We start from the raw sequence: 13,765 nt of genomic DNA, 5'->3' as shown, positions 1-13,765 counted from the left end.
CTAGAACCACCCCTCTTGCATGCCCAGGCACGTATCGTCGCGGGCCTCGAGCAAAGCGAGGTCATTATGGCAGCCCGGCACTTCCCAGGTGAGGAAATAACGCGCGGCCTGGAGCTTGCCCAGGTAGAAGTCGCGGTCGCTGCCCTTGAGCAGGCCGACCTCGGCATGGATCGCCTGCTCCAGCCAGCGCCAGCCGATCGCGCAGTGGCCGAAGGCCTTGAGGTACAGAGACGAGTTGGCCAGTGCGCCGGCGACCTTGCCCTGGGCTAGATCGCCGAGCAGGGTGAGGGTCACGCTTTGCAGGCGATTGACCAGCTGCTCCAGTGGCTGGCGCAGTGTGTCGAGGTTCGGGTGATGGCTGGCGCGCTCGCAGGTGCCGGCGATCAGGCGGATCAGTTGCTTGAGGCCAGCACCGTTGTTCTGCGCCAGCTTGCGCCCGAGCAGGTCGAGGGACTGGATGCCCTCGGTGCCCTCGTGGATCGGGTTGAGGCGGTTGTCGCGGTAGTACTGCTCGACCGGGTACTCACGGGTGTAACCGTGGCCGCCAAGGATCTGAATCGCCAGTTCGTTGGCTTTCAGGCAGAACGCCGAAGGCCAGGACTTGACGATGGGCGTGAGCAGGTCGAGCAGTTCCAGGGCTTGCCGGCGAGCCTCTGCATCTGCGGCAGTGTGGGTGTCATCGAACAGCCGGGCCGCGTACAGGCCCAGGTCGAAAGCCCCCTCCACGTAGGCCTTCTGTGCCAGCAGCATGCGCTTCACATCGCAGTGCTCGATGATCGGCACGGCGGGGCTGTGCGGGTCTTTGTTGTCCGGCAGTCGGCCCTGTGGACGTTGGCGGGCGTAGTCCAGTGAATAAAGGTAACCGGCGTAGCCCAGCATCACCGCGCCCATGCCGACGCCGATGCGCGCCTCGTTCATCATCTGGAACATGCAGGCCAGGCCCTGGTGCGGCTGGCCGACCAGGTAGCCGACGCACTGGCCGTTGTCGCCGAAATTGAGCGCGGTAGAAGTGGTGCCGCGCCAGCCCATCTTGTGGAACAGCCCGGCCAGCAGCACATCGTTGCGCGGACCCAGGCTGCCGTCGGGGTTGACCAGGTACTTGGGCACGATGAACAGCGAGATGCCCTTCACCCCGGCCGGCGCGTCCGGCAGCTTGGCCAGGACCATGTGCACGATGTTCTCGGACAACTCGTGATCGCCGCCGGAGATGAAGATCTTGTTGCCCTTGAGCCGGTAGCTGCCGTCGCCAGCGGGTTCGGCGCGGGTGCGGATATCGGCCAGCGACGAGCCGGCATGGGGCTCGGTCAGGGCCATGGTACCGAAGTAGCGGCCCCCGATCATCGGCTGCAGGAACAGGCGCTTTTGCTCTTCAGTGCCGAAACTCTCGATCAGGTTGGCCGCGCCCATGGTCAGGAACGGGTAGGCCGTGGTGCCAGCGTTGGCGGCCTGGAAGTGGGCAAAGCAGGCCTGTGATACCAGGCTTGGCAACTGCATGCCGCCGACTCCGAATTCGCGGTTGGCGTTGAGGAAGCCCGCTTCGAGGAAGGCGTCCACGGCCGGTTTCACTTCCGGGATCAGCTCAGCGCGGCCGTCCACGTAGCGGGGCTCGTTTTCATCGCCTTTGCGGTTGTGCGGGGCGAAGTATTTCTCGGCAATGGTGCGGGCGGTGGTCAGGGCTGCGTCGAAGGTCTCGCGGCTGTGCTCGGCGAAGCGCGGGCGCTGGGTCAGGGCCTCGGCGTCGAGGACTTCGTAGAGTTCGAAGGCGAGGTTGCGGCTGCTGAGGAGTTGCTCGGACATGGCGGCATTCCTGGTTCGGGGTGCAGCGAGTCTAGGCGGGGTGGTGGGGCAGGGGACAGGTTAATTGGTGTGGGTGATATGGGGGCAGAAGTGGCCATCGCCCAGGTCACCTTGGGCAACCTGACCATCACCGGGATCATGGAGGAAAAGCTCCAACTGCTCTGGGCCTCGTATTACCTGAGCGCCCTGGCCAAGGCGCTGATGGATGATGCCGAACTGGGCATGGGGTGTTGACGACCCAAAAGGGCATCGCGGGGCAAGTCGCATCGGCGCACCGCCGCTCCCACGAATTTGAGTACTGCCGCAGGAGTGGGGCTGTCTTGATATCGCGTCAAGCGCCGGTTTGGGACAGCTCCTACATGGCAGCAGGACTTAACGCTGTTTTGCCGCTGCGGGAATTCCGGTTCCATATCCACCTTTCCCAGCGGCAATCAGTTCTCCAAATAGTTTCAGGGCTCGATCTTGCGAGTTGTACGCAAGTTTGTACAATGTTTGGCAGGCAGGTCGCACAGCGCCGACCTGTCATCAAGGCCTGTTGACTCTCGAGAACTGATCCAGGCTGTACCTGGAAAGGAAGGAAAAATGCATGTACTGACGTTCAGCCAGGCACGCGCCGACCTGAAGCAGACAATGGACGACGTATGCCGGGACCATGAGCCGGCAGTCATCACTCGTCAGCGTGGCGAGCCGGTCGTGATGATTTCGCTCGAGGACTACAACGGCATGCGCGAGACCATGTACCTGCTGGAGTCGTCCGCTAACGCCAAGCGTCTTCGCGCTTCTATTGCTCAGCTCCGGGCTGGTAAGGCCGTTACCCAGGAACTGGCACTCGATGAGTGTGAAAGCCAAGCAACGAAACAAGACTGAGGCGCGAAGCACCACAAGCGTGGCCTTCACTGCTGAGGGGTGGGAAGACTACGGTTATTGGCGAAACAGTGATGTCGCTATCTTCCAGCGCATCAACACGATGATCTGTGAGTGCCTGCGCAGCCCTTTCAAAGGCACCGGCAAGCCAGAACCGCTCAAAGGCGACTTGTCAGGTTTCTGGTCTCGCCGTATCACTCGCGAACACCGATTGGTCTACTTCTACGAGGCGGGAACCCTGACCATCCTGCAGTGCCGTTACCACTATGACGATTAGGCCAAGCGCCCACAAAAAAGGAGAGCCGAAGCTCTCCTTTTTTGTTCGATCTGTGTCAGCCGATGGTCATCAGGCTGGCGTTACCACCTGCCGCCGCGGTATTAACACTCACCGCCCGCTCGATCACCAGGCGCTCCAGGGCGATCTGGTGATCGCCGCTCGACAGCCCATGCACGCCGACGATCGCGCCGGCACGCTTGGCCACCTGCTCGCAGACGCCGCGCAACTGGTCGGAGTGACCGTGGTGGATGACCGCGTCAAAGGCGACCTCATCCTTGCTCCAGTCAGCCACCAGCTTGATCTTCGCTTGCAGCTCCTTCGGCAGACGAGCGCGCACGGTCTTGGCCGGCTCGCCGTCCTGGAACACCGCCGAGCTACCCACGGCCAGTACCGCTGCCAGCTGGGCCAGCAGGTCGGCCTCGTTGTCGGCTAGGCACAGCACGTGTTCGCGTGGCAGCACGCTGTAGGTGTTGCGCTCGCCGGTCGGGCCTGGCAGCACGCGGGTGATGCCGCTCTGCGACTGCTCGGCGAACTGCTCGCACAGCGCGGTCAGGTCGCTCATCTGGCTGCTGGCCGCCCAGGTCGTGAGGGTTGTCAGCGGCTTGAGCTGTTGGTCGCGCAGGGTGGTATCGGCCTGGCTGCGCGCATCGTCGGCCTGGAAGTGGCGGGCGATGGCGTCGGCCGGGCGGGTCGACAGCAGGCGGTACAGGTACAGCGGGCCGCCGGCTTTCGGGCCGGTGCCCGACAGGCCTTCACCGCCGAACGGCTGCACGCCGACCACGGCGCCGACGATGTTGCGGTTGACGTACATGTTGCCGGCGTTGACGTTGTCCACCACCTTGGCGATGGTTTCGTCGATGCGGGTGTGCACGCCCAGGGTCAGGCCGTAGCCGGAGGCGTTGATCTGCTCGATCAGCTGGTCCAGGTCCTTGCGGTTGTAGCGCACCACGTGCAACACCGGGCCGAAGATCTCGCGCTTGAGCTCGTCGAAGCTTTCCAGTTCGATCAGGGTCGGCATCACGAAGGTGCCGCGCTTGATCTCCTCGCCTTCGGCGATAGCCACCTGGTAGACGGTGCGGCCTTTGTCGCGCATGGCCTGGATGTGCTTCTCGATGCCCGCCTTGGCTTCGGCGTCGATCACCGGGCCGATGTCTACCGACAGGCGCTCGGGGTTACCCAGGCGGCTTTCGGCCATGGCGCCCTTGAGCATCTCGATCACGCGGTCGGCGGAGTCTTCCTGCAGGCACAGCACGCGCAGGGCCGAGCAACGCTGGCCGGCGCTGTCGAAGGCCGAGGACACCACGTCGATCACCACCTGCTCGGTCAGCGCCGAGGAGTCGACGATCATGGCGTTCTGGCCGCCGGTCTCGGCGATCAGCGGGATCGGCCGGCCCTGGTTGTCCAGGCGCCCGGCGATGTTGCGTTGCAGCAGGCGGGCGACTTCGGTGGAACCGGTGAACATCACACCTTTGACACGCTCGTCACCGACCAGGCCGGCACCGACGGTTTCGCCCTGGCCAGGCAGCAGTTGCAGCACGCCTTCCGGGATGCCGGCTTCCAGCAACAGGCGCACGGCCTGGGCGGCGACCAGCGGGGTCTGTTCGGCTGGCTTGGCCAGTACCGGGTTGCCGGCGGCCAGGGCCGCGGCCACCTGGCCGGAGAAGATCGCCAGCGGGAAGTTCCACGGGCTGATGCACACCACCGGGCCCAATGGGCGGCAGCTGTCGTTGCGCAGATCGTTGCGTGCCTGCACCGCGTAGTAGCGCAGGAAGTCCACCGCCTCGCGCACTTCGGCGATGGCGTTGGCGAAGGTCTTGCCGGCTTCGCGCACCAGCAGGCCCATCAGCGGCTGGATATCGGCTTCCATCAGGTCGGCGGCGCGTTCGAGGATCGCGGCGCGCTCGGCCGGTGGGGTGGCCTGCCAGATTGGCGCGGCGTTCAGCGCGCACTGAATGGCATTGTCGACGTCGGCGACGGTGGCTTCCTGCACATGGCCGACCACATCGCGATGATCGGACGGGTTTAGCACTGCGCTGGCCGGTTGCTCGCTAGTGGCGCAGGCCAGTAGCGGCGTGGCCTTCCAGTCGTTATGAGCGGTGGCCAGCAGGGCGCAGGACAGCGACGCCAGGCGGTGTTCGTTGGCCATGTCGATGCCGGCCGAGTTGGCCCGCTCGCTGCCGTACAGCTCACGCGGCATCGGGATGCGCGGGTGCGGTAGGCCGATGCTGCCTTCCTGGGTGCCCATGCGCTCGATGCTGGCGACCGGGTCGGCGACCAGTTCCTGGATCGAGATCGAGTGGTCGGCGATGCGGTTGACGAACGAGGTGTTGGCGCCGTTTTCCAGCAGGCGACGCACCAGGTAGGCCAGCAGGGTTTCGTGGGTGCCGACCGGGGCGTACACGCGGCACGGACGGTTCAGCTTGCCCTCAGAGATCTTGCCTACAACTTGTTCATACAGCGGTTCACCCATACCGTGCAGGCACTGGAACTCATACTGGCCCGGGTAGTAGTTCTGCCCGGCGATGGTGTAGATGGCTGACAGGGTGTGGGCGTTGTGGGTGGCGAACTGCGGGTAAATGGCTTCTGGCACGGCCAGCAGCTTGCGGGCGCAGGCGACGTAGGAAACGTCGGTGTACACCTTGCGGGTGTACACCGGGTAGCCTTCCAGGCCCTCGACCTGGGCGCGCTTGATCTCGCTGTCCCAGTAGGCGCCCTTCACCAGGCGAATCATCAGACGGTGGCGGCTGCGCTTGGCCAGGTCGATGACGTAGTCGATCACGTACGGGCAGCGCTTCTGGTAGGCCTGGATAACGAAGCCGATGCCGTTCCAGCCGGCCAGCGACGGCTCGAAGCACAGGCGTTCGAGCAGGTCCAGCGACAGCTCCAGGCGGTCGGCTTCCTCGGCGTCGATGTTCAGGCCGATGTCGTACTGCTTGGCCAGCAGGGTCAGCGACAGCAGGCGCGGGTACAGCTCGCTCATCACGCGCTCGTACTGGGCGCGGCTGTAGCGCGGGTGCAGGGCCGAGAGTTTGATCGAGATGCCCGGGCCTTCATAGATGCCACGGCCGTGCGAGGCCTTGCCGATCGAATGGATCGCCTGCTCGTAGGAGGCCAGGTACTTCTGCGCGTCGTGCTCGGTCAGCGCGGCTTCGCCGAGCATGTCGTAGCTGTAGCGGAAACCCTTGGATTCGAACTTGCTGGCATTGGCCAGCGCCTCGGCGATGGTTTCGCCGGTGACGAACTGTTCGCCCATCAGGCGCATGGCCATGTCGACGCCCTTGCGGATCATCGGCTCGCCGCTCTTGCCGATGATGCGGGTGAGCGAGGAGGTCAGGCCGGATTCATTGTGGGTGCTGACCAGCTTGCCGGTCAGCAGCAGGCCCCAGGTGGCGGCGTTGACGAACAGTGACGGGCTGTTGCCCAGGTGCGGCTGCCAGTTGCCGGTGCTGATCTTGTCGCGGATCAGCGCGTCACGGGTACCTTTGTCGGGGATGCGCAGCAGCGCTTCGGCCAGGCACATCAGCGCCACGCCTTCTTGCGAGGACAGCGAGAACTCCTGCAGCAGGCCCTGGACGATGCCGGCGCGGCCGCCGGCGCTCTTCTGGTTGCGCAGCTTGTCGGCCAGGCTTGCGGCCAGCTTGTTGGTGGCTTCGGCCTGGGCCGCCGGCAGGCGTGCCTGCTCCAGCAGCATTGGCACCACTTCCTGTTCGGGGCGGCGGTAGGCGGCGGTGATCGCCGAGCGCAGCACCGATTGCGGCAGGATGCTTTCGGCGAACTCCAGGAAGCACTGGTGGGCGTGCTCGGCCGGGGCTTCGCCGGCATCGTCGCCGAGTGCGGCCGCGTGGCCATTGAGTTCGTTCAGGGTGGCGCCACCCTCGAGCTTCTCGAGATAGTTGAAAATCGCTTGCTTGATCAACCAGTGCGGTGTGCGGTCGATGGACTGCGCAGCTGCTTTGAGTCGCTCACGGGTCGGGTCGTCGAGTTTGACCCCAAGGGTGGTCGTCGCCATTTCTTATCCTCGTTATTGCCACGGATGTGGCCTAAGCTGACGGCAAGATTAGCCTGTAGGACAATTCGGGTGCAACCGGGTGCAACCCTAATTTTTCAAGGTAAAGGTGCTACTCGTCTGAAGGGTGTTTCCGTACAACCGAAACGGTCTTTATTGGCGCTTTTTGTTATGTAAAACGCTGTCTTTGCTCCGAATTGGAGCAAGAATGCGGTTTTATCTGAAAATGCAGGGTTGGGTGCAACTGGCAAATGAAAAATGGTTGCACCTCGTTCACGTTGTTGCATAGGATTCGCCGCCTGGGTGCAACCGTCGTCGTGCACGGCGGGTCGCAAGAGATAAAAACAACGCCAGGGCACAACTCATGGGCAATCCACTAACGATCACTTTCGTGGTCTACATTGCGGTAATGGTGCTGATCGGCTTTGCCGCCTATCGCTCCACCAAGAACCTTTCCGACTACATTCTCGGCGGCCGTAGCCTCGGCAGCGTGGTTACCGCGCTTTCCGCCGGCGCATCGGACATGAGCGGCTGGCTGTTGATGGGCTTGCCGGGCGCCATCTACTTCGCGGGCCTCTCCGAAGCCTGGATCGCCATCGGCCTGACCGTCGGCGCCTACCTCAACTGGCTGTTCGTTGCCGGCCGCCTGCGTGTGCAGACCGAGCACAACGGTGACGCCCTGACGCTGCCGGACTACTTCTCCAGCCGCTTCGAAGACCAGAGCGGCCTGCTGCGGATCATCTCCGCGATCGTGATCCTGGTGTTCTTCACCATCTACTGTGCCTCTGGCATCGTTGCCGGTGCCCGCCTGTTCGAAAGCACCTTCGGCATGTCTTACGAGACCGCGCTGTGGGCTGGCGCTGCGGCAACCATCGCCTACACCTTCATCGGTGGTTTCCTGGCAGTGAGCTGGACCGACACCGTGCAGGCGTCGCTGATGATCTTCGCGCTGATCCTCACGCCGATCATCGTGCTGATTTCCACCGGCGGCTTCGACACCACGTTCCTTGCCATCGAGGCGGTGAACCCGGCGCACTTCGACATGTTCAAGGGCGCCACCTTCATCGGTATCATCTCGCTGATGGGCTGGGGCCTGGGCTACTTCGGCCAGCCGCATATCCTGGCGCGCTTCATGGCCGCCGACTCGGTCAAGTCGATCGCCAACGCCCGTCGCATCTCCATGACCTGGATGATCCTGTGCCTGGCCGGCACCTGCGCCGTGGGCTTCTTCGGCATCGCCTACTTCTCGGCGCATCCTGACCTGGCCGGTCCGGTCACCGAAAACCACGAGCGCGTGTTCATCGAGCTGGCCAAGATCCTGTTCAACCCGTGGATCGCCGGCGTGCTGCTGTCGGCCATCCTGGCGGCGGTGATGAGCACCTTGAGCTGCCAGCTGCTGGTATGCTCCAGTGCGCTGACCGAGGACTTCTACAAATCGTTCCTGCGCAAGAACGCCTCGCAGAAGGAGCTGGTATGGGTCGGTCGCCTGATGGTGCTGGCCGTCGCGCTGATCGCCATCGCCATGGCCGCCAACCCCGAAAACCGCGTGCTGGGCCTGGTGGCCTACGCCTGGGCTGGCTTCGGCGCCGCCTTCGGCCCTGTTGTGCTGCTTTCGGTGCTGTGGAAAGGCATGACCCGCAATGGCGCGTTGGCGGGCATCGTGGTCGGTGCGCTGACCGTGATCGTCTGGAAGCAACTGGGTACCGGCCTGTACGAGATCATCCCGGGCTTCCTGTTCGCCAGCATCGCCATCTTCCTGGTGAGCAAGCTGGGCAGCCCGTCGAACAGCATGGTTTCGCGCTTTGAAACCGCTGATGCGCAGTATCACGCCGACAAGTAACGCCTGCTGAACTGGCGTCGCCTTCATCGCCGGCAAGGCGGCTCCCACAGGGATAAACTCAAATCTGTGGGAGCCGGCTTGCCGGCGATGGGGTTCAAATCGATCGACCGCCGTACCTGACGTCTCCCTCGCGACAAGGTAAACTTGCCGCCCCCGCAGGAGCCGCCATGAACTATCGTCACGCCTTCCACGCCGGCAACCATGCCGACGTCCTCAAGCACATCGTGCTCACCCGCCTCATCGCCCTGATGTCGCGCAAGGAGCAGCCGTTCGCCTACATCGATACCCACGCAGGGCTTGGCCTGTACGACCTGCAGGGCGATCAGGCGAGCCGTACCGGTGAGTACCTCGAAGGCGTCGCCCGCCTGTGGAATCGCGATGACCTGCCGGCCGTCACCGCCGACTATCTGGGCGTCATCAAGCGCCTGAACAAGAATGGCGAACTGCGCTACTACCCGGGCTCCCCTGAGCTGGCCCGGCGCTTGATGCGTGAACAGGACCGTGCACAGCTCAACGAAAAGCACCCTGAAGACGGCGTGCTGCTCAAAGAGAACATGAAGAAGGACCCGCGAGTCACCGTGCACCTGGGCGAGGGCTGGCATATCCCGCGGGCGCTGCTGCCGGTGCAGGAAAAACGCGCGATCATGCTGATCGACCCGCCGTTCGAGCAGGCCGACGAGCTCAAGCGCTGCACCGTGGCGATGAAGGAGGCGATCGGTCGCATGCGCCAGACCGTCGCGGCCATCTGGTACCCGATCAAGGACCAGCGTTCGCTGACCCGCTTCTACCAGGACCTCACCAGCACCGGCGCGCCCAAGCTGTTGCGCGTGGAGCTGTATGTGCATCACCAGGACAGCCCGCAGGGCCTGAATGGCTCGGGCCTGGCCATCGCCAACCCACCGTGGGGCCTGGAAGATGAGCTCAAGACGCTGCTGCCGTGGCTGGCCAAGGAGCTGGCGCAGACCGCCGGCAGCTTCCGCATGGACTGGCTGATCGCCGAATAAACAGGCGTCGCAGGCAGCGTGGGAGCCGCGATGCGGCGGCCCGACTTGCCCGGCGATGGCGTCAGCAAATCCAGCGCCATCGCGGGGCAAGCCCGCTGCCACGTCCATGCATCGCGTCAGGCGATCTTTGCGTTATAATCCCGCCCTTTAGCCGCCATCCGCCTGAATGGCCGGTGGCGCACTTCATACCGATTTGAGAGGCTAACCCCTTGGCACTGACGATTCTTGGCCTGTCCGGCGCCCTTAGCCATGACCCTTCCGCGGCCCTGTACATCGACGGCAAGCTGATTGCCGCCGCCGAAGAAGAGCGCTTCGTGCGTGACAAGCATGCGAAGAACCGCATGCCCTACGAGTCGGCGAAGTTCTGCCTGGAGCAGGCAGGCATCAAGCCGTCGGACGTCGACGTGGTGGCCATTCCTTTCGCCCCGATCAGCCTGTTCGGCAAGGCCCGCTGGCACTACGCCAAGCGCTACTGGTACGCCCCGGACCGCGCCCTCGACGCGCTGCTGATGGGCAACCGGCGCTACAAGCGCTACCGCAAGAAGATCGTCTGGTGCCTGGAGCAGCTGGGCTTCGATCCGAAGAAGATCAAGATCGAACCGGTCGAGCACCACCTGGCCCACGCCTCCAGCGCCTATCACTGCTCGGGCTTCAAAGAGAAGACCGCGATCCTCGGCATCGACGGCAAGGGCGAGTACGCCACTACCTTCTTCGGCTATGGCGAAAACGGCAAGATCCACAAGATCAAGGAATTCTTCGACCCGGATTCCCTGGGTGGCCTGTATGGCGCGATCACCGAGTTCCTCGGCTTCGAGATGCTCGATGGCGAGTTCAAGGTCATGGGCATGGCGCCGTACGGCGACGCCAGCAAGTATGACTTCTCGCGCCTGGCCAGCTTCGAAAACGGCGAACTGGTGATCAACACCGAGTACGCCAACGTCATCGGTCTGCGCCGCTATAAAGAGAAGGGCAAGGGCTTCTACTTCTCGCCCAAGCTGATCGAGTGGCTGGGTCCGAAGCGCGAAGGCGACATCGCCGACGAGCCGTATATCCACTATGCGGCGAGCATGCAGGCATTGTTCGAGAAGCTCGCCCTGCAGATGATCGACCACTACCTGGGCGATACCCTGAAAGAGACCGGCAAGCTGGCCTTCGCCGGCGGCTGTGCGCTGAACGTCAAGCTGAACCAGAAGATCATCGCCCGCGATGATGTGAAAGAGCTGTTCGTCCAGCCAGCGTCCGGCGACGCCGGTACTGCGGTCGGTGCAGCTGCCTATGTGTCCCACGCCCGTGGCGTGCCGGTCGAGAAGATGGAGCACGTCTACCTCGGCCCTGCGTACTCCAACGAAGACGTGATCGCCGCCTGCGCCCGTCACCCGAGCAAACCGGTATGGCGCAAGCTCGAGAACATGCCTGAGCAGATCGCCAAGATCATGGTCGACGGCAACCCGGTTGCCTGGTTCCAGGGGCGCATGGAGTTCGGCCCTCGCGCACTGGGTGGTCGCTCGATCATCGGTTGCCCGAGCGTGCCGGGCGTGGCCGACCGCATCAACCACCAGATCAAGTTCCGCGAGCGCTGGAGGCCTTTCTGCCCGTCGATGCTCGACACTGTCGCGCCGCAGATGATCAAGATCGATCATCCGGCGCCGTTCATGACCTTCACCTTCGAAGTAGCTGAAGAGTGGAAGACCCGTGTGCCGGAAGTGGTCCACGAGGACGGTACCTCGCGCGCCCAGGTGCTCAAGCGCGAGTACAACCCGCGCTACTACGACATGATGAAGGCGCTGGAAAACCTGACCGGCAACGGCGTGTCGCTGAACACCTCGCTCAACCGCCGTGGCGAACCGATGATCTGCTCGCCGACCGATGCCCTGAATATGTTCTTCGGTTCGGACCTGCAGTACCTGATCATGGAAGACATCCTGGTGGTCAAGGAAGGCGCCGCGCCGTATGACCAGCCGCTCTGAACCGCGGATCCTGCAGTTCTGCCATGGCTATGACGGGCCGTTCCTCGACTGCGCCCGTCAATATGCCAGCCTGTTCCAGGGCAGCGGCTACAAGGTCACCACCGTGTTCCTCACCGGGGCGGCTGACGCGCAGGTCGCGGCTGGCTGCGCCTCGGACGAGGTGTTGTTCCTGGAGTTCAGCTCCAAGGCCGTGCGCGGCCTGAAGCTGGGCGCCATCGCCGCGCTGCGCAAGATCGCCGCGCAGCGCAATTTCGCGTTCTGCATCGCCCACCGCTTCAAACCGATCTATGTCGCGCTGCTGGCCACCGGTCTGCCGGTGATCGGCGTACACCACGCGTTTGGCGACTACCAGCGCAAGGGGCGCCGACTGTTTGCCAACCTGTTCCGCAAGCGCCTGAGCCTGCTCGGTGTCTCGGATGCGGTGCGCGACGACATGCGCCGCTGCCTGGGGCGGTGGCCGGCCGAGCGTATCCAGACCCTGTACAACCGCATCGATATCGAGGCATTGCAGGCCAGCCTGGTGCCGCGTGACGAGGCGCGTCGTGCCTTGGGACTGGATGAACAGGCCTGGGTGGTCGGCAATGTCGGCCGCCTGCACCCGGACAAGGACCAGGCCACGCTGTTGCGTGGCTTTGCCGAAGCGTTGCCTGGCCTGCCGGCTGGCGCGCGGCTGGTGATCCTGGGCAAGGGTCGCCTCGAGGCCAAGCTCAAGGCGCTGGCCAGTGAGCTGGGCATCGCTGGGCAGGTGAACTTCCTCGGCCAGGTGCCGGATGCTCGCCGTTATTTCCGCGCCTTCGATGTATTTGCGCTGAGCTCCGACCATGAGCCGTTCGGCATGGTCCTGCTCGAGGCCATGGTGGCGGGCGTGCCGCTGCTGGCCACCGCCTGTGGCGGCGCCCGGGAAGTGGTCGAGGGTGTGGGCGTGCTGTTCCCGCTGGGCGATGCCGCGCAGCTGGCCCAGGGCCTGAAGCATCTGGCCGGGCTGGACGCCGGGCAGCGCGAGGCCTGTGCTTTGCACATGCTGCAGCGCCTGCGGCAGCGTTTCAGCGATCAGGCGGTGCGCGATGCCTTCTGGCAGTTGCCGCAGGTGCGTGCGCTGGTGGCGGAGGCCTGATGCTCAATCACCTCAAGGCCTGGCGCGAACGCGGCTGGCAAGTGATCGACGCGGCCGAATACAACGCTGCCTGGCAGCGTTTCGGCGGCAGTGTCGCCACGCACCCGCTGGTGGTCGAGCAACTGGCGGACCTGGCACAGATCCCGGTGCGTTACCTCGGTTGGTTCCAGGGCGGCGAGCTCAGGGCCGCACTACCAACCTGGGGGCGCCACCTGGCGCTGGCCAAGGATGTACTCAAGCGCGAAGGCAAGAAGGGCCTGTTCGACCTGGGCAATGCCGAGATCATCCTGCCGGCGGCCATGGATGTCGGGGCGCCGTTGCGCCACGCCGGGCGCTACCTGTCGGAGCTGAACCAGGGGCGTTTCACCGGCTTGAAGGCGCAGCCCGAGCAGTTGGCCATGGCACGTGCGCATGAGGACCTGTCGAAGAAGTTCCGCTATAACCAGCGCCGTGAGCTGCGCCTGCTGGAAGAGGCTGGCGGCCAGGTGCGACCGATTGGCGATTTCACTGCAGCCGAGATCGCGGCGATGTACTGTGAATTGTTCCAGCATCGCTGGGGTTTCCCGGCCACCGGTGCCGCCCGCATGGCCGAAGTGATCGAGCGCCTGCGCGAACTGTTGATTGGCTCCGTGTTGTTCCTGGAGGGGGCGCCGATCGCGATCCAGTTGGTGTATCGCGTCGAGGCGCCACAGTGGATCAGCGTTGAATATGTAAACGGCGGTGTCGACCCAGACACCAAGGCTTTCAGCCCAGGTAGCGTACTGAGTTTCCTCAATACCCAGGCTGCCTGGGAGGATGCCAATGCCCGCGGCAAGGCGCTGCGGTTCTCCTTCGGCCGGGCCGATCGAGAGTACAAGGATCGTTGGTGCAAACCCGTCAACGTCTTCCAGGTCTGA

The 13,765-nt window shown here is 64.0% G+C and carries 9 protein-coding genes and 1 pseudogene; 8 read left to right on the top strand and 2 right to left on the bottom strand.

Annotated features, from left to right (window positions below; genetic code table 11):
* Positions 1-1,797 (bottom strand): acyl-CoA dehydrogenase, encoded by a 1,797-nt coding sequence (locus AC3WL2_RS00885; protein WP_102682204.1) that lies wholly within the window; start codon positions 1,795-1,797, stop codon positions 1-3.
* Positions 1,798-1,914: 117 nt separating this feature from the next.
* Here AC3WL2_RS00885 and AC3WL2_RS00880 point away from each other — a divergent pair.
* The 3 genes and pseudogenes from AC3WL2_RS00880 to AC3WL2_RS00870 all read left to right on the top strand — a co-directional run.
* Positions 1,915-2,031, top strand: a pseudogene (locus AC3WL2_RS00880) (DUF3077 domain-containing protein); the annotation flags it as partial.
* A gap of 348 nt (positions 2,032-2,379) precedes the next feature.
* The gene (locus AC3WL2_RS00875; protein ID WP_023630627.1) at positions 2,380-2,664 is read left to right on the top strand and encodes a type II toxin-antitoxin system Phd/YefM family antitoxin; all 285 of its coding nucleotides are present in this window, start codon (positions 2,380-2,382) and stop codon (positions 2,662-2,664) included.
* Positions 2,630-2,938, top strand: a complete 309-nt coding sequence (locus tag AC3WL2_RS00870) for a Txe/YoeB family addiction module toxin (RefSeq protein ID WP_102682203.1) — start codon at positions 2,630-2,632, stop codon at positions 2,936-2,938. The genes AC3WL2_RS00875 and AC3WL2_RS00870 overlap by 35 nt, the downstream gene beginning before the upstream one ends.
* Before the next feature lie 55 nt (positions 2,939-2,993).
* On the opposite strand, the gene putA is transcribed toward AC3WL2_RS00870, so the two are convergent.
* Positions 2,994-6,947, bottom strand: a complete 3,954-nt coding sequence (putA, locus tag AC3WL2_RS00865; protein ID WP_102682202.1) for a trifunctional transcriptional regulator/proline dehydrogenase/L-glutamate gamma-semialdehyde dehydrogenase — start codon at positions 6,945-6,947, stop codon at positions 2,994-2,996.
* Positions 6,948-7,308: 361 nt separating this feature from the next.
* Between putA and putP the strand changes: the two genes are divergently transcribed.
* The 5 genes from putP (at position 7,309) to AC3WL2_RS00840 (ending at position 13,765) form a co-directional block, all read left to right on the top strand.
* Positions 7,309-8,784 carry a sodium/proline symporter PutP gene (gene putP, locus AC3WL2_RS00860; RefSeq protein WP_102682201.1) on the top strand — a complete coding sequence of 492 codons (1,476 nt, stop codon included), beginning with the start codon at positions 7,309-7,311 and terminating at the stop codon, positions 8,782-8,784.
* A 167-nt stretch (positions 8,785-8,951) separates the two neighbouring features.
* Entirely contained in the window at positions 8,952-9,788 is an 837-nt protein-coding gene (locus tag AC3WL2_RS00855) for a 23S rRNA (adenine(2030)-N(6))-methyltransferase RlmJ (RefSeq protein ID WP_102682200.1), read from the top strand.
* A gap of 209 nt (positions 9,789-9,997) precedes the next feature.
* On the top strand, positions 9,998-11,755 hold the full coding sequence (locus tag AC3WL2_RS00850; protein WP_102682199.1) for a carbamoyltransferase family protein: 1,758 nt from the start codon (positions 9,998-10,000) through the stop codon (positions 11,753-11,755).
* On the top strand, positions 11,739-12,869 hold the full coding sequence (locus AC3WL2_RS00845; protein WP_102682198.1) for a glycosyltransferase: 1,131 nt from the start codon (positions 11,739-11,741) through the stop codon (positions 12,867-12,869). Before AC3WL2_RS00850 ends, AC3WL2_RS00845 begins: the two co-directional genes overlap by 17 nt.
* Complete coding sequence (locus tag AC3WL2_RS00840; protein ID WP_102682197.1) at positions 12,869-13,765, top strand: antimicrobial resistance protein Mig-14; 897 nt, start codon at positions 12,869-12,871, stop codon at positions 13,763-13,765. Before AC3WL2_RS00845 ends, AC3WL2_RS00840 begins: the two co-directional genes overlap by 1 nt.

It is taken from the genome of Pseudomonas sp. FW305-96 (genome assembly GCF_058783825.1).
Note: the sequence above shows the minus strand (reverse complement) of the source record. Positions and strands in the feature narration are given on the sequence as shown.